At 51.3% G+C, this 24,635-nt stretch carries 19 protein-coding genes and 1 pseudogene; 13 read left to right on the top strand and 7 right to left on the bottom strand.

The window, feature by feature from the left end:
* Positions 1-46: 46 nt before the first annotated feature.
* Positions 47-3,112 carry an ATP-binding protein gene (locus tag XI25_RS29140; protein WP_046681325.1) on the bottom strand — a complete coding sequence of 1,022 codons (3,066 nt, stop codon included), beginning with the start codon at positions 3,110-3,112 and terminating at the stop codon, positions 47-49.
* 293 nt (positions 3,113-3,405) lie between these two features.
* On the opposite strand from XI25_RS29140, the gene XI25_RS29145 reads away from it, so the two are divergent.
* The 7 genes from XI25_RS29145 (at position 3,406) to XI25_RS29180 (ending at position 10,487) form a co-directional block, all read left to right on the top strand.
* Positions 3,406-4,713, top strand: coding sequence for an ABC transporter substrate-binding protein (locus tag XI25_RS29145; RefSeq protein WP_046681326.1), 1,308 nt, complete (start codon positions 3,406-3,408; stop codon positions 4,711-4,713).
* A 25-nt stretch (positions 4,714-4,738) separates the two neighbouring features.
* The gene (locus XI25_RS29150; protein WP_046681327.1) at positions 4,739-5,671 is read left to right on the top strand and encodes a carbohydrate ABC transporter permease; all 933 of its coding nucleotides are present in this window, start codon (positions 4,739-4,741) and stop codon (positions 5,669-5,671) included.
* 9 nt (positions 5,672-5,680) lie between these two features.
* The gene (locus tag XI25_RS29155) at positions 5,681-6,511 is read left to right on the top strand and encodes a carbohydrate ABC transporter permease (RefSeq protein ID WP_046681328.1); all 831 of its coding nucleotides are present in this window, start codon (positions 5,681-5,683) and stop codon (positions 6,509-6,511) included.
* Between the two features lie 26 nt (positions 6,512-6,537).
* The gene (locus XI25_RS29160; RefSeq protein WP_046681329.1) at positions 6,538-7,296 is read left to right on the top strand and encodes a glycerophosphodiester phosphodiesterase; all 759 of its coding nucleotides are present in this window, start codon (positions 6,538-6,540) and stop codon (positions 7,294-7,296) included.
* Between the two features lie 368 nt (positions 7,297-7,664).
* Entirely contained in the window at positions 7,665-8,642 is a 978-nt protein-coding gene (locus XI25_RS29170; protein ID WP_046681331.1) for a LacI family DNA-binding transcriptional regulator, read from the top strand.
* 167 nt (positions 8,643-8,809) lie between these two features.
* Complete coding sequence (locus tag XI25_RS29175; protein ID WP_046681332.1) at positions 8,810-9,736, top strand: prenyltransferase; 927 nt, start codon at positions 8,810-8,812, stop codon at positions 9,734-9,736.
* Between the two features lie 79 nt (positions 9,737-9,815).
* Complete coding sequence (locus XI25_RS29180; protein ID WP_235440493.1) at positions 9,816-10,487, top strand: DUF6081 family protein; 672 nt, start codon at positions 9,816-9,818, stop codon at positions 10,485-10,487.
* A gap of 160 nt (positions 10,488-10,647) precedes the next feature.
* Here the strand turns inward: XI25_RS29180 and XI25_RS33550 are convergent, their stop codons facing one another.
* The 3 genes from XI25_RS33550 to XI25_RS29190 all read right to left on the bottom strand — a co-directional run bounded on the left by XI25_RS33550 (position 10,648) and on the right by XI25_RS29190 (position 14,586).
* Positions 10,648-11,745 (bottom strand): dockerin type I domain-containing protein, encoded by a 1,098-nt coding sequence (locus XI25_RS33550; RefSeq protein ID WP_052759794.1) that lies wholly within the window; start codon positions 11,743-11,745, stop codon positions 10,648-10,650.
* A complete protein-coding gene (locus XI25_RS31695) occupies positions 11,702-13,837 on the bottom strand; it encodes a hypothetical protein (RefSeq protein ID WP_052759795.1) in 2,136 nt (711 codons plus the stop codon). The genes XI25_RS33550 and XI25_RS31695 overlap by 44 nt, the downstream gene beginning before the upstream one ends.
* A 110-nt stretch (positions 13,838-13,947) precedes the next feature.
* The gene (locus tag XI25_RS29190) at positions 13,948-14,586 is read right to left on the bottom strand and encodes a cohesin domain-containing protein (RefSeq protein WP_160308965.1); all 639 of its coding nucleotides are present in this window, start codon (positions 14,584-14,586) and stop codon (positions 13,948-13,950) included.
* 236 nt (positions 14,587-14,822) lie between these two features.
* On the opposite strand from XI25_RS29190, the gene XI25_RS29195 reads away from it, so the two are divergent.
* Positions 14,823-16,208 carry an extracellular solute-binding protein gene (locus XI25_RS29195; protein ID WP_235440494.1) on the top strand — a complete coding sequence of 462 codons (1,386 nt, stop codon included), beginning with the start codon at positions 14,823-14,825 and terminating at the stop codon, positions 16,206-16,208.
* A gap of 262 nt (positions 16,209-16,470) precedes the next feature.
* Here XI25_RS29195 and XI25_RS29200 read toward each other — a convergent pair whose 3' ends face one another.
* Genes XI25_RS29200 through XI25_RS29210 form a run of 3 tightly spaced genes read right to left on the bottom strand, consistent with a single transcriptional unit; the run spans position 16,471 to position 19,415 of the window.
* On the bottom strand, positions 16,471-17,385 hold the full coding sequence (locus XI25_RS29200) for a glycine betaine ABC transporter substrate-binding protein (RefSeq protein WP_046681335.1): 915 nt from the start codon (positions 17,383-17,385) through the stop codon (positions 16,471-16,473).
* Between the two features lies 1 nt (position 17,386).
* A complete protein-coding gene (locus XI25_RS29205) occupies positions 17,387-18,220 on the bottom strand; it encodes an ABC transporter permease (RefSeq protein WP_046681336.1) in 834 nt (277 codons plus the stop codon).
* Entirely contained in the window at positions 18,213-19,415 is a 1,203-nt protein-coding gene (locus XI25_RS29210; protein ID WP_046681337.1) for a quaternary amine ABC transporter ATP-binding protein, read from the bottom strand. Before XI25_RS29210 ends, XI25_RS29205 begins: the two co-directional genes overlap by 8 nt.
* Positions 19,416-19,729: 314 nt before the next feature.
* Between XI25_RS29210 and XI25_RS29215 the strand changes: the two genes are divergently transcribed.
* The 5 genes and pseudogenes from XI25_RS29215 (at position 19,730) to XI25_RS29235 (ending at position 24,552) form a co-directional block, all read left to right on the top strand.
* Positions 19,730-20,296, top strand: coding sequence for a GbsR/MarR family transcriptional regulator (locus tag XI25_RS29215; protein WP_046681338.1), 567 nt, complete (start codon positions 19,730-19,732; stop codon positions 20,294-20,296).
* A gap of 222 nt (positions 20,297-20,518) precedes the next feature.
* Positions 20,519-21,079 (top strand): GNAT family N-acetyltransferase, encoded by a 561-nt coding sequence (locus XI25_RS29220; RefSeq protein ID WP_046681339.1) that lies wholly within the window; start codon positions 20,519-20,521, stop codon positions 21,077-21,079.
* A 388-nt stretch (positions 21,080-21,467) separates the two neighbouring features.
* Positions 21,468-21,962 carry an ArsR/SmtB family transcription factor gene (locus XI25_RS29225; protein WP_046681340.1) on the top strand — a complete coding sequence of 165 codons (495 nt, stop codon included), beginning with the start codon at positions 21,468-21,470 and terminating at the stop codon, positions 21,960-21,962.
* 67 nt (positions 21,963-22,029) lie between these two features.
* Positions 22,030-23,354 (top strand): annotated as a pseudogene (locus tag XI25_RS37135) (MFS transporter).
* A 94-nt stretch (positions 23,355-23,448) separates the two neighbouring features.
* Positions 23,449-24,552: a LolA family protein gene (locus tag XI25_RS29235; protein WP_046681341.1), complete on the top strand. Its 1,104-nt coding sequence runs from the start codon at positions 23,449-23,451 to the stop codon at positions 24,550-24,552.
* The last annotated feature ends 83 nt before the right edge of the window (positions 24,553-24,635 follow it).

A 24,635-nucleotide genomic window follows, 5' to 3' on the forward strand; every position in this document is an offset into this window, starting at 1 on the left:
AAGAGCCTGCTGAATGATCAGCAGGCTCTTTTATCTGTTCTGAAAGCTATAGCGGAATATCGAAGATGACGGTCGTGCCTTGGCCCGGTTTGCTGTGGATCGTCAATCCTTTGCCGTACAGCTTCTTTAGGCGCCTGTCCGTATTTCGAAGGCCGATGCCTTTCGTTTTCTGTTCTCGGGCATGGAGCAGACGGTTAACTTCATGTTCGTCCATGCCGGGGCCATCGTCCGAAATGATCACCTGCATGAATATGTCATGCTGTATAATCCGGATGCCGACCGTTCCTCCCCTGGCACGTTTGAGACAACCATGCCGCAAGGCATTTTCGACTAGGGGCTGTATGGTGAGAGGAGGAAGTTTCACCGGAGCCTCCACATGTACGTTCCACTCCACGTTCAGCCTTTCGCCGAAGCGCTGCTTTTCGATGTAAAGATAAGACCGTACCAGATTAAGTTCATGCTCGATCGGGACGAAATGCTCCGAGTTCCAGTAATCGAAGCTTAATCTTAAATAGGAACTGAATGCCTCTATTAAATCATTCATCTTGGCTAGGTCAATGTCGCTTAATGCCGTGATGGAATTCAGCGTATTAAACAAAAAATGCGGCTGGATTTGGGCTTGAAGATAAGCGGCTTCCATCTGCTGGCGTTCGTTAATCGAGCGCTGTAAACCAATCAGTGCCGACATCCTCGATTTAAGCTCAAGCGTATTTACAGGTTTCGTAACATAATCGTTCGCACCTGCTTGAAAACCGGAGTAAATATCCTCCGTTCGGCTCCGAGCGGTCAAGAGCAGTATGGGCAGCTCGGAAATGGCAAAACGTTCCCGAATGCGCCGCGTAAGTTCGTAACCGGACATGTGAGGCATCATGACATCCACAATGACAAGATCCCATTTGGCAGAATCCAATTTGTCCAGAGCCTCTCTGCCGCTTGTTGCTCCTACCATGTCATATTCGTTTTCAGGCAGGATATTGGCGAGTATTTTCAAGTTTACGGGATCATCGTCAACGGCCAGCACTTTCGATTTGCCGGAAAGGTAAATGATAGGCTCGGGTTGTATATTCGGTATTCCGGTTTCTTCCGCTGCCGCGGCTTCCGTGATTCCGGGAATCAGTAGCGGCAGGCGGACACCATGAAGTTCCTTGGATAACCCTAGATTAAAAGCAAACACGGATCCCTGATCCGGAGACGATTCAACCGTCAGAGTCCCTCCGTGCAACTGCACCATTTGTTGGCATATGTTTAAACCGAGACCTACGCCTCCGGAGGATGCCAAGCTGTTCCGTCCCTGTTCATACGCCCCGAACGCTCTTTCCAACAGCTCTTCATCCATCCCGATTCCGGTATCCGACACGCGAATGAACGCTTGTCCGTTACGAATTTCCGCATCCACCGCGATTTCCCCATCGGGCGTGAATTTGATCGCATTATGGACGAGATTAAACAGGATTTGGATCAGTCTGTTTTCATCGGCAACAACCGGAGGAAAAGAATCCGGAACATTTGAAACGAGACGGATGGGTTTTCCCTCAGCCATATGCTTCAACATATCCAACACGACGGAAACGACGGATTGAAGTTGTACGGGGCCAAGCCTGAGTTTAATGTTGCCGTCCCTAAGCTGGGTCAAATCGAGAAGGTCATTCAACATCAGGGACATCCGTTGTCCTACGGAAACCAGCAGCTCCAGGTTTTCAATATTACGCCGGCGGAGCGAATTTTTTTCCTGCTCCAACACGCTTTGGGCCATGTTGATGATCCCATGCAGCGGCGTTCTCAATTCATGGGATGTGTTTGCGAGAAAATCATCTTTGATCTTATCGGCCTTCTGCAGCTGATCGGCAAGCCTCGTTGCTTGCCTTGAAGTTCGCACAAACCCCCTGAACCAGAATGCGGCGAACGTTATGAAGGCGATCATCCAGTCGAACGGATAATATATATTATCCGTAATGCCCAGGTTCTTCAACATTCCCCAAGCCACGTTATTGGTGATAGCCGAAGCGCTAAGTACCAGCAAAATCCAGTCCTTCACATTTTGCATGGCCTTATTCAAAGCAGCTATAGGGATGATCAGGAAAGTCGGGAAATAAATGATATAAAATAAAGCCGCGCTTTCGAATATCGCATTTAGCGGGGCGACCAGAACAAACAAAGCATAAAGCAGGCTAACGTAAACAAGCCAGCGGATGACTTTGGCACCCTTTGATCCGTTTAACAGATGTCCGACAAATTGGAGCAAAAAATTGGCGGCTCCCATATAAGACACAATAAAGACCTTGATCTTCCATTCATAGCTGAAAGGCAGACAGAGGAACAGCAATTGAGCGTCGTCGACAAGGGTAATGATCACGGCAGAAGCGGAATACAGAACAAATAAGATGACGTTTTTCTGGCGAGTCCCCGCAATATATAGAATCAGGGCATAGAGCGTATGGAAGAGAATAATGACCGCAACGATGATTTGGAGGCCGACGGTCAGCATTTGCTCATTTCTCAAACTCTGATCCGTCCCGAACTTGATCGGTTGTACAATTCCTCCTTGGACGGGATTAAGAAAGTTGGCGACATGTATGGAGATATCGATTACGGCCCGGTCCGTTTGAAAAGAGACGGAGTAAGGATTGCTGTCAGCCAGGTTTTGCTGTTTGGCGGAAGCGGGCCGACCGTTGCTGCGGAGCAGTTCACCGTTTATGTACAGCTCCGAGGCCGATTCGATCCGCGGAATATGGATTCTGTAATACTGCTGTTTGTCCGGATTCACCAGAATACGGAGACGATAGGTTCCGTATCCGTAGGCATTTGGCTCAACCTTGCCTGGAAAGACATCCCCCCAGCTTTCGGGAACGTTCAGGTATTGGGGCGTAACGGTGCCGGGTTCGTTCTTCTCCGAACTCTCATTCCGCATCATAAACTGTCCGGGATGAAATTCCCAAACCCCGTTCAAAACAATGGGGCGGCTGGCGACCAGATCCCAGTTCCTCAAATCGAGCTGCCCATGCACAGCCTTGGGGTGATCCGGCGTTTTATTGTAATCCAGCCATGCTAGACGAACGATGGCCAGAGAGAATAAAAACACGCCAAGAATAATCCATACTTTTTTGCGTGACATTAAACAGCATCCTTTCAAACCGATGTAACAATAATTCGACATTTTCGGAAAGTTTTCCTTTAACGGCGGAAATCAAATATCCAGTTGACAGCGCCTGTGATGAATGTCATAATCACTTTTGAAAACGCTTAATTTCATAACCGCATTGGGTGGAGATGACGAGAATACCCATGTGCCTGTGTTTGTTTTGCTGTGCTGTTTTGGTGCAGATGTAAATCGGGCCCATGGTTTTTTTGCGTCTCCATTTTTTGTTGTCTTGAAATGGTCTTTATTTAAGAAAGGGGAATGTAGTGATGATGAGCAAAAAGAAAAAATGGCTGGGGACCGCTTTGGCCGCACTGCTTATAGCGGTTTCCCTGGCAGGCTGTTCCGGCAGCGGGGCAGCCGAAGATATGCCCAAGGGAGACCCGAACGACACGACCCCGGTGACCATCCAGTATTGGCACTCCCATGCGGAGGCCCAGATGGGCGGATTGAATTACATGATCGAGGAGTTCCGGAAGAAATATCCGCACATTACCGTGGAACCCGTATTCCAGGGCGGCTATGCCGATCTGCAAAAAAAGCTCAGCGCAGCCGTAGCGGCCAACGATGTGCCGGCCGTCACGAACGTCGAGGTTTCGGTGGTTGCCAATTTTGCGGACGGCGGCTTGTTTGAAGATCTGACGCCGTATATCAAACGCGACAAAGTGGATTTGGAGGATTTCTCGAAAGGCATGCTCCAGGCCTACGCTTACAATGATAAGCAGTACGGCTTCCCTTTGATCGTAAGCACGAGCGTGATGGTCTACAACAAAACGATGTTTGACAAGCTGGGCGTCCAGCCTCCGCAAACCTGGGATGAAATCGAGGATTTCAACAAGAAGGTCACGCTGAAAGAGGGCGGCAAAACAACCCGTTACGCGTTCTCGGTTCCGGGCTGGGATACCTGGTATTACGATCCCTGGATTTCGAACGGCGGCGGAGCGGTCTTGGCCGACGACGGGAAGGTCGGATTGGACAAACCGGAAAGCCAGCGCTGGGCGCATAACTTCAAGAAGTGGATCGATGACGGTTCCATGTTGATGGGCTTCGGCAAGGGCGCCTCCGATACGATGCGGCAGATGTTCCTGGAGGAGAAGATCGGGATGGTTCAGCATTCCTCGGCAATCATTAAAACCTACGTGGAAAATGCCAAGTTTGAGGTTGGGGTATCTTTTATTCCCGGCGATAAAGAGCGGAAATCCCATATCGGCGGGGCCGGCATCGTCATGATGAAGGGCGCCAAGGAAGAGCAGAAGGAAGCGGCGTGGAAATTCATCCAATTCATGACCTCGGCGGAGCACAACATCAAATGGGCGGATGAGACGGGTTATCTCCCGACCCATAAATCGGTAATCGATACGGATGAAGGCAAAAAGTATTTTGAAAAATGGCCTCAGTACAAAGCGGTCTTCGATAACTTCGACAATGTGGGACCGCGTCCGCAGCACCCCGCCTATCCGGAAATGAGCGGCGTATACAAGGACATTATCGGCGAGATGGCGCTGAACGGGAAGGATCCGGTTCCGCTCATTCAAGAGAACATCCAGAAAATGAACGATATCTTGTCCGACTATTAATGCATATGGGAAGTGAGGAAAGAGAATGAATCAGGTCCCCACGGTCGTCACGAAACCCAAAGCGCCCAAGAATAAAGGCCTGCATAGCCGGATGGACAGTCTTAAGGACTTTTCATTTGCGGCTCCCGCCTTGTTGATTCTCGGCATATTCATTTACTATCCGCTTCTGTTCTCGTTATACATCAGTTTTACCAACTGGAACATGACCAAGCCGATGAAGAAATTCATCGGCTTGGATAACTACGACAGGCTGTTGAACGATCCTTTATTCTACAAGGTACTGCGGATTACGTTTACATACACCGTGCTGGACGTACTCCTGACGCTGGCCATCGGGCTAGGGCTTGCGCTGCTGTTGAATGCATCCGGCAAAATATTCAGCTTTATGCGCTCGGGCATATTCATGCCGTACTATATATCCATGGTTATCGCATCCATGATTTTCTTGTGGATTTTCAACAATCAGTACGGCCTGCTGAACAAACTGATCGGCGCCTTCGGTTTCGAGCCGGTAAATTGGCTGCAGGACCCGGATACGGCAATCTGGACGCTGCTCTCGGTATCCATCTGGAAGGGCGTCGGCTTCACGATGCTTATCTTTTTGTCGGGCCTGCGCAGCATTCCGCTCGAATATTTCGAGGCCTCCAGTTTGGACGGGGCGAACAAGTTCTGGCAGTTCCTGCATATCACGTTTCCGCTGCTGTCGCCGACGACCCTGTTCCTTGTGATTACGAACTTTATTTCTTCCATGCAGGTATTCCAATCCATCGATATTATGACAAACGGCGGGCCGCTCGACTCGACCAAAGCGATCGTGTACTGGATATACGAAATGGCATTCGTTAATTTCAGGACAGGCCGAGCTTCGGCGTTAGTCATTATCTTCTTCTTCATTATCATTATTTTGACCGCCGTGCAAATGATGGTATCCAAGAAGAAAGTCCATTATGAAGGGTAGGTTGCCCAGATGTCACAAAAGGTTTGGAAAACCGTCAGATGTATTGCGGCAATAGTGGTAACCCTCATCATGGTTTTTCCGGTATACTGGATGATAATTACATCGCTTAAAACGTCAAACGAGCTGCGGCTTGCCGTGCCCACATTTTGGCCGGAAAAGCTGATGTGGAGCAACTATGTCGAGGCCTTTCATGCTGCGCCTTTCGGCAGATATGCCATCAATACGGTCGTGCAGACGGTCGGCATTCTTTTTCTGCAGATCAACCTGGGAATCATGGCGGCTTATGCGTTTGCCAAGGGAAAATTTCCGGGAAGGGACAAGCTTTTTCTGCTGGTTCTCGCGGCATTGATCGTGCCTGACCAAGTCACCTTCGTGCCCGTTTACGTAATGCTGTCCAATCTGCAGTGGATCGACACCTTCTATGCGCTGATCGTGCCGCACGCGGTGTCGGCCTATGCGATTTTCCTGCTTCGGCAGACGTTCAAGTCCATTAACGACGACGTGATCGAAGCGGGGAAGGTGGATGGGGCCAACCGGTTTCAGGTGCTGTACCGCATCTTGACCCCGATGGCGCTTCCGACGATTGCCACCATGGGCATCCTGAGCTTTATCAGCAGCTGGAACTCTTACTTCTGGCCGCTGATCATGACCAACTCCAACGACATGCGCGTGCTTACCGTAGGAATCGCCATGATGAGGGATTCGATAGCCGGGGATGAGGCGCTTAATTTCCATTTGATCATGGCTGCGAGCGTCATGATTATCATGCCGATTATGCTGGTCTTCATCTTTGCCCAAAAGCATATCATTACCGCGATGAGCAATTCGACATTCAAGTGAGTATAACATCATTTTCATGCTAAGGAGTGTGTCATCATGTCAACGACAACAAAACCTGTTATTTTCGCGCACCGAGCGCTTCCGGAGAAGCGCCGGAGAATACGCTGGCGGCTTTCAAGCTGGGACTGGCACAGGGCTGCGACGCTTTTGAGCTGGATGTCCATTTATCGAAGGATGGACAAATCGTTGTCATCCATGATGGAACCATTGACCGCACCACGGACGGCTTAGGAGCAGTCAACGAGATGACGGTGGAAGAATTGAAGGCATTCGACGCCGGTTCCTGGTTTGGCGAGAAATACAGAGGGGAGCGGATTCCCCTTCTCGAAGAGGTTTTTGATATCACGCCCGGCCATATTATCATTAATATCGAGATCAAGGGCTCTTACAACGGACAGCTTGAGCCAGCACTGATCGATCTGCTTAAGAAAAGAGACCGTCTGGATACCGTCGTGATCTCCTCGTTCGATTGGAAGAGCCTTCGTTACATCAAAGAACTTGAGCCGGGGATCAAAATCGGCCTGTTGTACCATCTTCGGATGGACCATCATGAGAAGCTTCCCGAAGCGGTTGGAAAAGACGTGTACTCCCTGCACCCGAATTTCACCACGCTGGAGCCGGAGGATATCCGGCGCGTCCAAGCCGCGGGCCTGCTCGTTTACGCTTGGACGATCAATACGGATGAACGCATGAAGCAGGCGCTTGAAAACGGCGTGGACGGGATCATTACGGATTACCCCGGCAAACTTTTGGCTTTGATGGAGGGAACAGGCACCCGAGCGTAACTTGTCCGGTCCTTGCCGTGAGAGCCGAGCCGGTTGTCCGCATGAACACCAAAGCCAAAAAGCTTCCATCGTTTCAAATGCCCTTGATCCGCATTGGATCAAGGGCATTTTTTTGAATCGAATTCATGCGCGGGTAAGGTTCGATACGTCAGGAACGAAAGCCTCCCGTCACGCCCTAATGGTCACGCCGGCCCTAGCTTTACGTTCCCGTGAAATCATTGTAAGGTATGAAAAGCATACCAGAGCAAGCCCTTTTGAAGCATTTTCCCCCTATCTTTCTGACCAGCCGGCCAAAACGTGATTCCAGGGGAGAAACATGCTAGTATACCAGTGAAAAGATTTTTTCATTGATTAAGGGGGCGGGGCTCATGGCAAACATCAAGGAAATCGCCAGATTGGCGGGCGTGTCGGTATCAACGGTATCTCGCGTTCTGAACGACCATCCTTATGTCAGTGCTGAAAAAAGAGCGCGCGTTCTCGAAACGGTAGAACAGCTGAAGTATGCCCGAAACATGAATGCCGTTCATTTAATAACGGGAAAAACGCGAAGCATTGCCATCATGCTGCCTTATATTAATCATGCTTACTTCTCCCGGTTAACGGAAGGGATCGGCGGCGAAGCGCTCGCCAACCATTATCGTCTGGTGCTTTATCAGACGGCCTACAAAACGTCCATGGAACGCGAAGTGCTGGAAATGCTGCGAAACAGGGAAGTTGACGGAATTATCATTCTTTCGATGTCCACTCCGGTTGCGGTCATTGAGGAATACTGCCGGTACGGGCCGATTTTATGCTGTCAGGATGCCGGGGAACGCGCCTTCTCATCGATCTATATCGACCACGCGCGGGCATTTCGCGCAGGTATGGATTGTCTGATCAACAAAGGGCATCGGCATTTCGGATTTACCGTCGGCCGGATGGACAGTCCCAGCACCAAATCGCGTCTTGAGGCTTACAAGAAGGTGCTCAAGGAGCTGAACGAGCCATTCCGCGAGGAATGGATTATGGACGGCTGCCTGGACATAGAGGATGGCGCTTCCATCATGCAGCGGTTTCAGAATATGCCGGAGCGGCCGACAGCGATGATGGTCACCGGCGATCAGGTGGCTGCCGGCCTGCTATGGGAAGCGGGAAAAAGAGGCGTATCGGTTCCCGGGCAGCTGGCGATCATCGGTTTCGATAACCAGCCGGTGAGCAAACTGCTCGGCCTAACCACGATTGATAACCGTCTGTTCGAGATGGGGGCGGAGGCGTTTCGAATTCTCTACCGTCAAATCCGGGAACCCGATTCGGGACCTGTCCGAAAAGAGCTGGCTTTCCGGCTGATTGAGCGCTCCTCGGTATGAGGGGTGCTTTTATGTTCTAAGCCCGCTTTCCATGGAAAGATTACAAATTCAATCAATTGTGATATTCTTAATATACAAGAAGCAAGTTCATTGTTTCACAATTACTTTTCGCGTCTGCAGGGTCACTGCAGGCGTTCTATTTCATTCTTGGAAAGGAGCACATGCCGTTGGACTCATGGAACCAATTTAAAAAAGCTTCGCGGCTGCAGGTCGTTCCGGTCATGCTCATTCCGGTTGCGCTTGGAGCGTTGGGGGCCTACGTATGGACCGGGGAATTCCATGCATGGCTTTTTCTATTAACGCTGATCGGAGCGGGTACGGCCCATTTATTTTCCAATATGGTCAACGACCTTTGGGATTATAAAAACGGGACGGATGACGAGGCGAAAAATAACGTCGACGCCATATCCACCAACTCCGGCTTTCTGACCCAGGGAAAATGGTCGGTGCGCAAATTCGAAGCCGTTACCTGGCTGCTGTTTGCCGCCGCCGCGTTATGCGGCGTAATCCTCAGTCTGTTCAGCGGCTGGTGGGCCTTCATATTCGGGGCTTTGGGCGGACTGATCGCATATTTTTACGTCGCCCCGCCGGTCCGCTTCGGTTACCGCGGAAAGGGCTACAGCGAAGCGGCAATTCTGCTGTCGTTCGGCATCCTGCCGGTCATGGGCGCCTACTATGTCCAGACTTCGCAGATGGATGTCCGCGCGCTGCTGCTGTCGCTGCCGATCGGCCTGTTGACCACCCTGATTCTCTTCAACCATCACTTCCTGCACTGGAAGGCCGATCGCCAAGCCGGGAAAAAGACGCTTGTCGTCGTCTGGGGAGAGAAAAGGGCGCTTCGTTTTTCGCGCATGCTGCTGCTTTTGGCTTGTTTGTCCCTTATCGCAAGCGTAGCCGCCGGCGCTCTGCCGCCGTATGCTTTGGCTGCACTGCTTACGGTTATCCCTTTGTATCTGGTTTACGGCCGTTTGCAGGACCATAACCGCTCCGAGGCTTATTTGCCGCTGATGGGAGCCTCCATGAAAACAGCCATGAGATGCGGGGGCATTCTGATCGTCTCCCTGATCGTACAGGGCCTGATTCAAACGATGTGAAAAGAGAGGTAGGATTGATTTCAATGGAACAAGAACGCATTTTTGGAGATTTTCATACGATCCTGTCGGAAGGCGAAGTTTGGAAAATAGGAGCTTTCCGCTGCCGGACGGTTCGTTCTGGGAGTACCGCGAGCCGAATGCGGTGGTGATCGTCCGCAACGGCATCTTGTACGTTCGTGCGCCGCTCAGCCGCCAACACGGCCAAGTCCAAATTTTGGACAATGCGAAGCATATGTATTACTCCGTAGAAGACGTGAAGGTGCCGGAAGCGGGAGAGGTCAGCTTCGAGCTGCAGATCCGGGCACGCAGCCAGGGCACGGTTCCGGGGGATCTTTACGACGGCTACGTATCCTTGAACCTGCTTGATTTCACGACGGGGGCGGCGCTGGATTTCTTCGCTTCCAACGACAAGTATGCCAGCGTATATGCCGTACTCCCGTTCCCGGGCGTCCAGGTACCGGAGTCGGACAAGACTCGGTATTTCTGCATCTTCAAGGAAGATACGAACTTCAAGCCGCGCGAATTCAATACGTATAAAATAACGTACAACCGCGCCAATGATGAAGCGGCATACTATGTGAACGGCGAAGAAATTCGCCGCGAGAGAAACATCCCGATCAAATTCAATCAGTTCACGATCGCCCTCGGCATCATGACCGAGAAAGATCTGACGCCGGAAGGCAGCGTATCCGTTCACGGCCAGACCGTGATCGGCGAATGGTCGCCGGTTACGGTTACGATTAAGGAATAGGCTATCGCCCGGTACGGGGGTATGCTCCAAGGTTAAAAACCGCCTTGCCCGCGAGCGTTGGGACAAGGCGGTTTTTTCGTTGTAATACAAGACAGTATAAGTTTTGATCGGAGAAACGCTTTCGTCTATGAGCGGGAAGACAAAGTCAAGTCGTTTCTGCTTATGGATTTGCCTCCCGCATGCCCATCGGATCAAGCTGAAGAACGACAAGGCCCAGGTCGGCGATATCAATGACGCCGTCGCCGTTAATGTCCAGGCTGCGGCTGTTTTCATTGACAACCGTGCCTATATGCCCGGCTACGAGCTTGACGTCCAGTTCGTCGACTTTTCCGTCGCCGTTGACGTCTTCCGCTTGTTCAGGGCTGCCGGGCGTTTCAGGCCCGGTCTGCGTATTTATCTTGATCCGGTACATCAGCGTACGGTTGTGAGACGGGGCATAATACAGATTTCCATCCGGACCGAGCGTGAACGATTCGGTATCGCTTAGTTCCTTGAAGTCAAACGTGTTCGGATCGATGGCATACAGCTTTTTGGTCAGGTTGGCAATGAGGATGCCGTTCTTGGTCCAGGCAAGGTTGTAATTGCCCCACCGCAGCGCCGTTCCGTTATCGGCAGGATTGACGTTGTAGGATTTGACCACTTTCAGCGTTGCCGTATCTATTGCGAAGATAAAGCCATTCACGCCACCCCAAAGCAAACCGTCCGGGCCGAATGTCAAACCGCCGATTGCCGAAGGTTTGGAGAGCCCCGGAATGTCCAATGAAAATTCCGTGATTTTCTCTTCCTTCACCGTATCCCACACAAAGAGTTTGGCTTCGGCCGCTTTGGGATCAACAGCCATGCCGCCGTTAATGCTGGTGGAGCCGTACAGCTTGCCGTCTTTATAGGCAAGGGATACGACGCTTTGATCCTGAACCGCGTTTCGGAACACCTGGTAAGAGGTGCTGCCGCCTTGGGGATCAAACGAAGTGATTGCGCCTCCAAGTTGGCCGTAGGTGGAAACGGAGCCGAAGTATATTTTGTTGTCCGCCGCAATGCCCGTCCCGATGCGGTCCTGGCCGTTTTCAAGAGCAAACAGCCGTTTCGGGTTGCCCGTACCCGCCGGAAGGCTCAGGTCATACTGATAAATGTCGCCGCCGGGGTATACCCCGAAATACAGGCTGTTGCCGTAAGGAACGACCGCGCCGGCCTGCCCCATGCTGAAGGTTACCGCCTTATTGGTCTCGATATCGTAAGCCGCCGCTTTGGAGGCCTGCATGCCGGTTACGTAGATTTTGCCTGTCCGGGCCGTTGGCGAACTTGTGTGTAATCGTAGCGGATGGCGGAAGGATGTTCTCATAACGTTTCACCGTGTTGGTCTGCGGATTGAAAAACACGATGATGCCGCTAAAGTTCATCGTCACCAGGCTTGTACCCGGCAGGTCAGGATCGTCAACCTCGACCCAGTTGGCTCCACGAAACGCCGTTTCATAGATCATTCCGGAATCCTGCACTTCATGGGTAACCACGTCGAAGGTTTTGATTTTTTTGTCGGCCGGGAAGTAAATTTTGCCGTTCAGGGATTGTTTCGGAAGATGCAGCCCGGAGGAGCTTTTCTCGATGACAACGTCAAGCCATTTCGCTTGCTCAATGTCATAGATGTAGCGTTTCTGCGGCGTATCGTAGCGGACCACGACAAATTTGTCATCCACGATATTGAGGTCGTAAACATAACCCGTTTCATTCAAAGAAGAAGCGATTTCGACCTTCTCACCGGTAACGACGTTCAGCTTATATACTTTGCTGTGGGAGGTCCCGGCATAAATGTATCCGTTGCTGTAGTCGATGGATCTTACGTATTGCTGTCCGGCTCCATCCACCATGACGCCGTAATCGCGGCTTTCCTTGGTGGCGGGATCATATTTGAGCACCCGGCCCCCGGGTCCTGCACCGATGTATACGGCGCCGTTTTCATCGATCGCAAGACACCAGAACACGCTTTCGCTCGGATGCGTGTATACTTTTTTGGCTTCCTTGGTAACGGGCGAGTAGGCCCACAGCTGCCCGGCCGAGGTGATATAGACGGTTCCGTCCGGAGCGATTTCATGGTTCCATACTTCGCCGCCGCCTTCCAGCGGAATGCTGCGGATCACATGGTAATCGTCAAGGTCAATGACGTGGAACATCGGCGGAATGCCCTTAACGGTCGTGTACATGACGTTCTTGCTGTCTTCGGTCCCGGCTTCGCCATCCATTAGACCTACAACGTCGGCAATCGGGGCTGTCATGTATTCGGGTTCGCCGAATGTAATATCGTCCAGGCTCGGCCTTCCTCTTGGGTCTCCGATGGTTATCCATTTTACGATATCGTTTGCGAGGATGTTGGTATCGTTGATTTCCGCTCCTTTTCCTAGCAGGACCCAGGCGCTTCCCGACTTGGCCCGAACCTTGAAGGTTACGACAGCCATGTTGCTGTTTCCGTTCAAGGCTTGGGAAAGAGAAGCTTCCAGATCGACTCGTCCACGTTGATTATCCGTATTCAGGCTTGCTCCTTCTTGATCAAATTCACCGGCTGCTTTTACGTTGACCAACTCCAGCGCATCGGGATCGTAGTAGACGGAAGAGGTAACGCTCGTAAGGTCTTTGGCGTCCGCCACGCTCAGCACCGAGGCAATCTTCTGCCCCGGCTCGGCGGCAGCGGGAACGGTCATATTCAGCGTTCCAGGCAGAGTGACCGGCTCTTCATAAGACAGGACGATGTCATCGTAATAAGCGTCCGCCCGGCTGTAGGCCGTCGTATAAAGAATGATGCGGGCATAAGCGACTTCAGCCGGCGCGTCCAGCGTGGTAAAAACCTGGCGCCATTGGTTCAGCGGGAAGCCCTTGGACGTTTCGTTGTGCAGCGGCTTCTCGGCGATCGATTGGTTCGCGGCATTGAAATAGCGCAGATTCAGGCTTGCCGTTCCGCTGGATTCCATATAAACGGATGCGGTTACGGTATAGGATACGCCGCCGGTAACGCTCAGCTTATCGCTCATGAGCGCAACGGAGCCGCTTTGGGAGGTGTCCGTGATTTTAAGGCTGTGGTTGCCTCCGCTGCTGTTTCTGTCTGAAACCTCGTAGAAATATTCACCCTCCTTAACGGCAAACATGCTGCTCCAACCCGGAATGGTACCGGCGCTTGAGTCGTCTTCGAATCCCGGATTGGTCATTGGGAAATTCACCGTTTTGGATGCAGGGGTTTCAGACTGGGAAGCGATTGGTTCGGATGCAGCCGGTACCGGTACCGCGGAGAGTAGAAGAGAAGCGACTAAAGTGACGGATAACAGGGAGGTTACATGTTTTCTAAGCTTGCGGAAGTATTGAATCAATGAAATCCCTCCTGAAGTGAATTGGAAAGTCATGATAAGACTGGACAAGCCAATGTATTTCTACGATCGCATCTATGGTCATTCGTTTTTTAGGGAGGCCCACAGCCCGATCATAGTGGCTGTTCCGTGCGAGTCGCGGAGTGACCCGGCGCGTCATTTCCATTCTGGTGATGAGGCCGTTCGGATGAAGGCGGGGCAGGATGGGATAAGGGCTTGCCTGAAATCACAACCGAAACCTTTTCCGGTGATCCGAGAGGCAGTGCAACCAGATCCTTTTTTCCGCCGGCATTCGTGAACGTCTCGGTAGTGACGGTTTTGATATGGCTCAGATTGACGGTCGTGCGGCCGGGTGCGGCGGCTGTAAAGGTCAATTCCGCCAGGGAGAGCCGGTTTTTGAGTGAAGTGTCGCTGCTATCCTTTCGGATGAGGGCAACGATAAGGTCTGCTTTTTTCGCTTTATCGGATTTTGTTGGGTAAACGGTAAAATGGCTTGAGCCGGTGATCCCTTCGAGCAAAAGATCGTCCGGATTGAAGTCAACCTGAAACTGGATACCGTAAAGATCCTTGACTTCCTTGGCAGTCACTTGAATCTTTAGCTTATCTCCTGTCCGGACAAGCCTTGTCTCGGAATGAAGCTGAAGGGATGCGCCGGAGGCCGAAACTTCTTGAGTACCGAAAAAACATGGAAACATAAGATTGAGAAAAATAGCCGTAATGATTGACGTGGATATCGGTTTGAATTTCATCATTGATGCACCTCCGTTTGTGCTTGCATAAAAAATAAAAAGCATTCCTCCTTTCGAACATTCATTAATTGTGGTATCCATGAGGTATATAAAAATGATAAGCGCTTTCAAAATAGCTGTCAATGTCCATAAATAGAGATAAATTTGGTTCCCTTGTGGGTGATAAATTTTCGGAACGGACGGGATATGATATACTTTCCCTACAGTGATTGAGGCAGATTGGTATTTAAGGAGAGCTAATGATGAGTAATAAACCTGATCGGATTACGTTCCAAAAGCGATTGGACGACATGGTAGGCACATTGCGCCGGGAGATTATCGCAGCGAAAAGGCCAGCCGGTGACTATCTGCCCTCCGAGCTGGCGCTGGCGGAGCAGTTTTTGCTCAGCAAAAAGTCGGTCCGCAAAGGATTGGAGCTGCTTGTAGAGGAAGGATTGATCACCAAGGTTCCGCGTGTCGGAAACCGGATTAACGGACCGGGGGCAGCGGAAGTCATATCCATTAAGCTGGGCTGTTATCCCTCGCTGGAGGGGGAAACCGGTATATCGGAGCTGATTGGGCAGTTTAACGACAGGTATCCGCATATCCGCGTGGAAATCCTGCCGCTGCCTTATACGCAATATCCCGAAGCGGTCAAGGGGTTCCTGGATCACGGCTGGGTCGATGTGATTACGTTGAACCTTTGGAATTTCCGGGAGACGATGGAACACGATGCCTTGAGTATATTCGAACCGCAAACGGCTAATCCCGAATCCTATCCGTTTCTGACGCCCCTGATGTCTCATGAAGGGGTATTATACGCGAAGCCGTTCATTTTCTCGCCGGTCGTCCTTTGTTACAACAAGTCCCTACTCCGGCAAGCCGCCATTCCTGAGCCTGACAGCAGCTGGTCGTGGAAGCAGCTTTCCCATGCGGCCAACCGTTTGAAGCAGCAGCTTGGTCTGTTCGGATTTTATGCGCATATCGCATCGACCAACCGTTTTCCCGTTCTATTGCTGCAGGAGCAGTTTCGCTTCAGGAAGGAAGGGGGAGGCTACCGTTACGACGACCCCAAGCTGTGGGAAAAACTGTCGCAGTTCCGGGATTTGATTTATGCACAGGGCGTTCATTCTTCTTTTTTATCGGAATCGGACGCGGATGCCGAAAAGCTGTTCCTGCAGCAGAAGGCTGCAATCATCATGACGACTTATTATGGGTTGAAGTATGTCAAAGATGCTCCATTCGAGTATGACCTGGCGCCGCTTCCGTACGATAACAGCGCCAAAACGCTTTTGCTGGTCACGGGCCTTGCCATTAACCGTCAGTCGAAACAAAAGGATGCAGCCAAGCTGCTCGTCGATTTCCTGTGCTCCGAACCGTCCCAATTGTTCATTCGTCGAAATACTCTCAGCATCCCGGCCGGCAAAAGCTCGGCGGAATGGACCGGTCCGGAAACGATGTACAAGCCCCCGCGTTATAACGTATACCGGGAGATTATCCCTACCTTCGGTACCTATGGGGACTTGGACATTCCCATTCGTGAGCTGGACCGGCTCCGCAATGAGCTTAAGCTTTTCTGGGCTAATATGGAGGATGCCGAAAGCGTCGCGGGCCGACTTGAAGCCCGTACATCCATGCGGTCCTGAGGGAACGATTGCGTGATGAAGGACAGCTGAAAAAGGACTTCCGCCTTGTCGGAAGTCCTTTTTGTTTTGGCCGGCTTAGGACCATTTTCGAATCACCCACTAAGCAATCGTAATTGTCCGTGCGTGTTTCTTGAAAGGCGGACCGCGTGAAGCGGCAGGTTGCATGCGTTTTTTAGGAAGCCGCTTTTAAGTCGTTGCTGCTGCTCAATGGACGAACAAAAGCCGCCCGGATGGGCGGCTTTTGTTATGCTAAGACAACTGATTACTTTGTTTTTAGGTCTTCAATGGAGCTGATATCCATGTAAGACGGAACGACAAGGCCGGTTTTTACGCCTTCCATGTTGGCTCCAAGGTCTTCGAGCTGGTCTTTGTATTTATCCCAATAGTCGGCATGCGTCAAAGGAAGCCAAGCTGCGACGGTAGCATCAACGTCTCCGTTTGCAACCCCGGTCCACATCGGTCCGGCTTCGACTTGAAGCGCCGTTACTTTATATCCAAGTTTGGTCTCAAGAACATGTTTCACCAGGTGGGTGCTCGCGATTTCGGAATCCCACGCGACATAGCTCAGCTTGAAGTCTTTGCCGCTGACCGGCTGGATGTCCTTGGTCCACTCATCGATACGGTCGCTGTGGCTGTCAGCCCATTCCTTGGCCGCATCCTCGGGAGATTTTCCTTCCTGGATGGCGGTCATGATTTCGCCCATTTCATCGGAGGTCCACTTGAAGTTTTCGAGGAATTGATACGCCTCCGGCTGGTCGTCTTTCAGGTTTTTGCGGGCCAGCGTGTGGATTTCCTCAGCCTCGCCGTAGGTTTTCTTCGGATCTTCAAGATATTTCAGATCATATTTGGAGAACATCCAGTGCGGAGTCCAGCCGGTAATAATAATCGGTTCTTCGTTTTTGATGGCCTTGGCAAGGGTAGCGGTCATCGCGGCGCCGGACCCCTCAACGAGCTTCCAGTCGGAAAGGCCGTACTCTTCAATGGCTGCGGCGGTAGCTTTCATGATTCCCGCACCCGGATCGATGCCGATGATTTCATGTTTCACTTGTTCTCCGACAGTCTTAGTACCGTCGTTGTTTGAACCGGCGTTTTTCCCGTCACCGCCGTTTTGGCCGCATGCGGACAAGACCAGTACGACCGCCAAGCTAAGCGTCATCCAGAGCTTCGTTTTTTTCATGTTACGCACCCCTTTTTTTCGTTTTAAATATATTTTGCGTAAAGCGGTCGAGCACAATCGCCAGGATGACGACGGCCAGACCGGCTTCAAACCCTTTACCGATCTGCAGCTGCGTAACGGCGCGGTAAACCTCCGCCCCGATGCCCTGCGCACCGATCATGGATGCAATGACAACCATGGAAAGAGAGAGCATGATGGTTTGGTTGACGCCGGCCATCAGGGTCGGCATCGCCAGCGGCAGTTGTACCTTGAACAGCTTCTGGCCGGAAGTGGATCCGAATGCATCGGCTGCTTCCGTCAGTTCTCCGGATACCTGCATAATGCCGAGACGCGTTAGGCGAATGGTTGGCGGTATGGCAAAGATAACCGACGCAATGACCCCCGGAACGACGCCGAGGCTGAAGAAGGTAACGGCAGGCAGCAGATATACGAACGCAGGCATCGTCTGCATGAAGTCCAGAATCGGAATGATAATGCGGGATGCCGTACGGCTGTAAGCACACCAAATCCCGATCGGAACGCCCAACAGCACCGAGATCAGACCTGAAGTCAATACAAGGCTGAGGGTGTCCATTGTTTGCGGCCAGTATCCGAGATTATCGATGATCAGGAAACCGATGACCGTAAACAGGGTCAAAGACAGACGACCCGCGAAGAAGGCAAGTACGCCCAGAATCGCGATAAAGACGAACGGGTGCGGCAGCATGAACAGGCTGGTGAATGCATTAACGATGCCCTCGATGACCGTCGCGACGGCATCAAAGAAGCCGGACATATAATCTTCCATCCAGCTGACGAGGGATTCGATCCATTCGGCTAAAGGAATTTTAGGCATTCGCGTTCACCTCCCCGGACTTGTTCTCGCCGGCAAGGGCGCCGAGTACCGCGCCGCGGACGATCACGCCGAGCAATCGTCCCGAAGGATCCACGACCGCCAGCGGTACTTTGGATAAACTCGTGATCTCAAACAGTTCGTTCAATAAGGTATCCGGGCCGACCTTGGGCCCGTCATGGATGATGATGTCTTCCAGTTTACGATTGTTACGGAGTGCGTCGGACGCATCCTCGGCCGTAATGACACCTAGCAGCCGCTTGGACCGGTCAATAACGAACAGATTGGAAATGCCGCGTTCCCGCATAATCTCCAGTGCCACGCGAGGTCCCCGGTCGGGGGTAACCGTCTCCGGACGACGCATCACGTGTGCGGCAGTCAGCACCTTGGACAAGTCCACATCCTCGACAAAACGTTCGACGTAGTCATTGGCCGGCTGCGTCAAAATTTCCTCCGGCGTGCCGATCTGTACGATGGAGCCGTCCTTCATCAAGGCAATGCGGTCTCCGATGCGGAGGGCTTCATCCAAATCATGGGTAATAAATACAATCGTTTTTTTCATCTTATCCTGCAGTTCCACCAGTTCGTCCTGCATGTCCCTGCGAATGAGCGGATCGAGCGCGCTGAAGGCTTCGTCCATCAACAGAATTTCAGGATCATTGGCTAAAGCCCGGGCCAGACCGACGCGCTGCTGCATGCCGCCGCTCAGCTGATCCGGCATTTTTTCCTCCCACCCTTTGAGCCCGACGAGCTCAAGGGCTTGCAAAGCGGCTTCCCTGCGTTTGCTTTTTTCCACCTTTTGAATCTCAAGGCCGTATTCGACGTTTTCAATGACTGTTCGGTGCGGAAACAGAGCGAACTTCTGGAACACCATGCCGATCGATTTACGTCGGACATTCCGCAGCTCTTCCTTGTTCATTTTTCTCAGATCCTTGCCGTGGATCAAAATTTCACCCGATGTCGGCTCAATCAAGCGATTTAGCAAACGGACCAATGTAGACTTGCCGCTGCCGGAGAGGCCCATAATGACGAAAATCTCTCCTTCGCGAATATCGAAGCTGACGCGGTTGACCCCGACGGTGATATTTTTTTCCTTGGCAATCCGTTCCTTGCTCCATCCTTTTTCCAGGAGTTCCAGGCCCTGTTCCGGATGGCTTCCGAACAGCTTGCTGACATTGTTGACTTGCAAAATGGTCAAAAATATTCCTCCTTTATAAATTGAAGTTTCGCATATCCGTGATCTGCCGAGCGAAAAGTGGTTATGATACGTAAACCCATGTGCAATATTGTAACAATACTATATGTTTTGTATCAAACGTTATATCTGAACGTATAGAACGTACAGTAAAAACTGTACAAACATATACTCCCATATCCTCCCGCATGCTCCATAATGCGTCCGGGAGGGGTTCTTTACTTTTAAAATGGCATTCCCTACAATAGACGAGAGAATATGTGATGGAAGAATATTTGGATCAGCGGGGATGGTTACAGAAAGAGGAGGCTGCAAGCATGGGCTTGTACCATTTGGATGAGGAACAGCAGGCCGCCGTGCATAAAATTCGCAAACGCGTTATTGAAAATATCGGGCGCAATATGGATTTGTACGGCATATCCATTTCAACGGGGCATTTGTACGGTCTGTTATATTTTGCGGACAAGCCGATGAACCTCGATGAAATGGGACAGGAAATGAAAATGAGCAAGACGAGCATGAGTACCGGCGTGAGGACGCTGCTTGATTACAAAATGGTCCATAAAGTCTGGGAAAAAGGCTCGCGCAAGGACTTGTACGAGGTTGAATACGATTGGTACCAGACCTTCGTCGATTTTTTCGATATCAAATGGAGAAAATCGGTGGAGAGCAATATATTGATCCTTCGCAAAGCCCTGGACGAAACGGATAAGCTGCTGAAGGAGCACTCGGATGACGTGGTGCTGACCGCCGTGTTGAAGGAAGACCAGGCAAAAATGAGGGAAGCCGTGGCTTACTACAAATGGCTCGACCGGCTGATCGATACGTTTGTCAGCGGGGAAATTTTCAACCTTGTTCCTAAAGAGCCGCCGGAGAATAAGTGAGGCCTCGAAGAAAAGGCGTTTTACATGGGCATTAGTAGACAGTGGCCTCAAAAGGTACGGCACGTATCGAACGGGTTGTACCTTTTTGCTTAACCGCATTAATCGAAGAGGCGATGCCCGGCACCGCAGTGCCGTATTAACGTCTCAGCTTGTTCCTTTGGAAAAATGAGGCTACACTTTTAGCATGGACTTAACCACCCGGAGAGGACATGGAGGAGCAAAATGTTAATCAGACCAGCAGTAAAAGAGGATGCCGTGCCCGCAGCGCGGCTGCTATACGATGCTCTGCACGATGTTGCCCATCAGTTGACGGGGCAGGAAAGCGAGCAAGAGGCCATCGCTGTGCTTGAATGGTTTTTTCGGCAGGAGGAAGGACGCCTCGGTTACCGGCAGGCGCTGATAAGCGAAGTTGAGGGCAAGGTTGCCGGAATTATCGTGACCTATGCGGGCGACGAAGCGGAGCAATTGGACCGCCTGATCGTGGAGAGGCTGCGGAAACTGAAGAATGATCCATCCATCTCGCTCGATAAAGAGGCGGACGAGGATGAATATTATATCGATACGTTGTCGGTTTCACCGCAGTACAAAGGCAAGGGCATCGGCACCGCGCTGATCAAGGCAGCCGAGAACCGGGCGCGGGAACGCGGTTACGACAAAATCGCCCTGGCTGTCGTAACCGACAATACGCGGGCCCATGGGTTGTACCTGAGAACCGGATACGAGACGGACAAGGAAATCATCATTAATAAGCATGTTTATTATCATATGGTTAAGAGATTATAAGAACAGGAAAGCCGGCTTGGCTACATTCAAGCCGGCTTTTTGCCGACTTTCCGTGTTCCTTGCATGTGCGGGCCGAGGGCTATCCCCGCTTCCGCTACAACGAACAATTTCATAAGAAAAACGTCTATCGACGTATTTTCTCAGAAGACAGACCGCATTTAGCTGAAGTTTTTCTTGCGATATGGAATTCCATCAGCTCCGCTGATAACTTATAAATTCTATATCTATAAAAAAAATGAGGGACCCTATTTACAAAAGGAAAATCGTGGTCTATAGTATGGATAATCGATCTAAAAAATTAGAATGAACAAATAATACAGAATATACTTAAAATGTGGAATGTCTTTTTCATGATGAAGGACATCTAACTAGAAATGGAGCGACGTACATGAAGGATAATAATCAAGCTGTGGAAATTTCGGTGGAACAGGCCAAATTGCTTGGCAGCGCACAACGCGTGAAGATCATAGGGACCATAGTCAGCACGGCCAAAACCGCCAAACAGGTTGCGGATGAACTGGGCGAATCCCCGGGAAGCATCCACTATCACATTCAGAAATTACATGATGGCGGATTAATAGATTTGGTCGAAACCCGGACGGTCGGCGGCATCGTGGAGAAGTATTACAAGTCCAAGGCCAAGTGGTTTAACACGAAGGGAACGCAGCTGGTGGATCCGGTGCTTGCCGATGATTACGATGCCGCTTCCAGCACTAAAATCAGCTTGAGAATGCAGCTTTCGCCTGAACAACGAGAGGAAATGACGGAGGATTTCAAGCGATTGCTGGAGAAATGGCTGGCGTTGACCACGAACGCCAAGGCGGAGAACAGCCAGGAATATGCGATCGGGTTTAAGCTGATTTCCGCCGAAATGACGGAATAGAAAAACGTTCCATTCGGACCTTGGTTCATTATTGGATAACAAAAATTGGGGAGCAGGGGGTTTATCCGTGGAAATATTAAAAAACCGCAATTTCATGCTGCTGTTCATCGGCCGCATTTTGACCAATATCGGCGATAGTTTATATGCCGTTGCTGCGATGTGGCTGGTGTATGATTTGGGCGGCTCCACTTTATATACGGGGCTTGCCGGTTTTCTGTCCATCCTGCCGAGAGTCGTTCAACTGCTTTCAGGTCCATTGATAGACCGGTTTCCGCTGCGGGGGATTCTGGTGTACACGCAGCTGCTGCAAGCCCTGCTCCTGCTTATTGTGCCTGCGGCATTTTATTTTGATTTCCTGAGCGTGGCTTTGGTGCTTGCCATCACGCCGATCTTATCGACGCTAAATATGTGGGTCTATCCCGCCCAAATGTCGGCACTACCGAAAATCATCGATAAGAAGCATCTGACGCAAGGCAATTCATTGTTTTCCATTGCTTATCAAGGCATCGACGTGGCCTGCAACGCGATATCGGGAGCGTTAATCATTGTATTGGGTGCCGTTTCCCTCTACCTGTGGAATTCAATAGGTTTTTTCATCGGGGCCATTCTGTTTGCGCAGCTTCGAATCAAGGCCTCAACAAATGATTCGAATAACAACGACAAATCGCCATCGGAGTCGGAAGGCGGTTCTAAATTATCAGCCCGGCAGAGCCCTATGAAAAACTATGTAGCGGATATGAAGGAAGGCCTCCGGCTGATCTTGCTACGCCGCTTGCCCGAATTCAATTTGGCATCATTGTGATCAATGCGGCAGGCGGAGCCACATTCACGGTTATGCCCGCTTTCGCCGACAGTCTCGGGGGAGCGGGGATTTACGGGATATTGCTCATGGCCCAGGCTGGCGGAAGTTTAATCGGCGCGGTGCTGGCCCCTTATATGAAACTGGAGCGGGTCCGTCTCGGATCGATCTTTGCCGCCGCCTTCTGCTTATCCGGGGCTGCCTGGTGCCTCAGCGTATTTACGCCGTGGACCTGGCTAGTGGTCCTGATTTACGGATTGTCATGGTTTCCGGGAGGAGTAACCAATGTGATCATCAACACGGTAATTCAAAAGGGCGTCCCGGAAAAAAACATGGGGACCGTCTTTGCCGCCGCATCCGGATTAAGCGGAATTGCCATGCCTCTTGGGAGCCTGATCGGCGGCAGTCTCGGCGTTATCACGGCAAGCTCCTCCGTCATCGCAGGCTGCGGCATTGCGGTACTGTGCGTGGGAGTATTCTGGATGTTTGATTCCGTGACGCGAAGCCTGCCTGCCGCCGAGCATGTAGATGAATCCTGGTTTGCGCCGCCGGCTTCACAGGTGCAGGGAGAGACCGTTGCAACCGGCCCGTAAAAGATTGCTTGTCATGCCCGTCTGCATAATGTGACCAAGTCCCTCATAGACATGTATCAGTTAATTCAAAACATGTACTGAAGGGGATGATGACATGCGCCGGATTTCATGGGTGCTGCTCGCTGTTGTATTAAGCTTCAGCTTGGTGTTGGCAGGATGCGGGAAGAAGAAGGATGCGGACGGAGTCATAAAGGACCTGAACAAGGTGGCGGATCAGCTGGAGGGTTCCAAAGGATCATATCAGGGAACCGGTGTGATGACGATACATACGGGCTCGGCTCCCCAGCAGTATAACGTGGAGGTATGGTATCAGTCGCCATTCTACTACCGCATCAGTTTGACCAACGGGCAGAAGGATCTTACGCAAATCGTGCTGCGTAACGACGAAGGCGTATTCGTGCTGACGCCGAGCCTGAACAAAAGCTTCCGCTTCAAGAGCGATTGGCCGGAAAATCAGGGACAGGTTTATCTGTACCAAACGATGCTCGGCAGCATTCTGAGCGACAAGGCGCGCCAATTTGCGGAGGATAAGGACAGTTACGTTTTTGACGTGGCCGCCAATTATCACAGCCATTCCCTCGTACGGCAAAAGATATGGCTCGCAAAGGACAATTACACGCCGAAGCAAGTTCAGGTAACCGATTCGGAGGCTAAAGTCGTCGTGGAGGTGAAATTCAACACGTTTACCTTCGATACGAACCTCACCAAAGAATCATTTGATACGAACCGCAATCTCAGCGCCATGAACGGGGAAGACAAAGGAGCCATGGCCGAAGTGGATGAGAACGGAATGCCCGTGGCCGTGACGGACGGCGGCGAGGGACAAGGGCCGGAAGCCGAGCCAGCGGCAAAGGAGCTCGGATCGTTCGGAATCATCGAACCTACCTATATCCCGGCGGGCGTAGTTAGCAAGGGAACCCAAGAAATTGCTGATAGCAAAGACCATGCGGTAATCCTCCGCTATGACGGAGTATATCAATATACCATCATAGAATCCCGGCCGCTTGACCGTGCGGTATCCCTGGCGCCCGGAAAAGTGATCGACTTGGGCCACACCGTTGGTCTGCTGACCGGAGACGATCAAAAAACCCTGACCTGGACGACCGAGGGAGTGGAGTACCGGATTACGAGCGCAAACCTTCCGACTTCCGAAATGGTGGAAATCGCTGCTTCCATGCAGGGACAATCGGGTAAGTAATACGATGAAGGCGGATAACCGACTATTGCGGACGCATAACCTTTCTGCAATACAGGCCATTCGCCTTCTTCTTCAAATAAGGG

Source organism: Paenibacillus sp. DMB20 (assembly GCF_000987955.1).
Taxonomy (GTDB): Bacteria; Bacillota; Bacilli; order Paenibacillales; family Paenibacillaceae; genus Paenibacillus_AQ.

Coding starts and splice junctions, on each gene's coding strand:
- XI25_RS29205 (WP_046681336.1), bottom strand. CDS start 18,220: ATGCCTAAAATTCCTTTAGCCGAATGGATCGAATCCCTCGTCAGCTGG.
- XI25_RS29150 (WP_046681327.1), top strand. CDS start 4,739: ATGAATCAGGTCCCCACGGTCGTCACGAAACCCAAAGCGCCCAAGAAT.
- XI25_RS29200 (WP_046681335.1), bottom strand. CDS start 17,385: ATGAAAAAAACGAAGCTCTGGATGACGCTTAGCTTGGCGGTCGTACTG.
- XI25_RS29235 (WP_046681341.1), top strand. CDS start 23,449: ATGCGCCGGATTTCATGGGTGCTGCTCGCTGTTGTATTAAGCTTCAGC.
- XI25_RS29225 (WP_046681340.1), top strand. CDS start 21,468: ATGAAGGATAATAATCAAGCTGTGGAAATTTCGGTGGAACAGGCCAAA.
- XI25_RS29145 (WP_046681326.1), top strand. CDS start 3,406: ATGATGAGCAAAAAGAAAAAATGGCTGGGGACCGCTTTGGCCGCACTG.
- XI25_RS29215 (WP_046681338.1), top strand. CDS start 19,730: ATGGGCTTGTACCATTTGGATGAGGAACAGCAGGCCGCCGTGCATAAA.
- XI25_RS29170 (WP_046681331.1), top strand. CDS start 7,665: ATGGCAAACATCAAGGAAATCGCCAGATTGGCGGGCGTGTCGGTATCA.
- XI25_RS33550 (WP_052759794.1), bottom strand. CDS start 11,745: ATGCAGGCCTCCAAAGCGGCGGCTTACGATATCGAGACCAATAAGGCG.
- XI25_RS29190 (WP_160308965.1), bottom strand. CDS start 14,586: ATGATGAAATTCAAACCGATATCCACGTCAATCATTACGGCTATTTTT.
- XI25_RS29195 (WP_235440494.1), top strand. CDS start 14,823: ATGATGAGTAATAAACCTGATCGGATTACGTTCCAAAAGCGATTGGAC.
- XI25_RS29140 (WP_046681325.1), bottom strand. CDS start 3,112: ATGTCACGCAAAAAAGTATGGATTATTCTTGGCGTGTTTTTATTCTCT.
- XI25_RS29220 (WP_046681339.1), top strand. CDS start 20,519: ATGTTAATCAGACCAGCAGTAAAAGAGGATGCCGTGCCCGCAGCGCGG.
- XI25_RS29155 (WP_046681328.1), top strand. CDS start 5,681: ATGTCACAAAAGGTTTGGAAAACCGTCAGATGTATTGCGGCAATAGTG.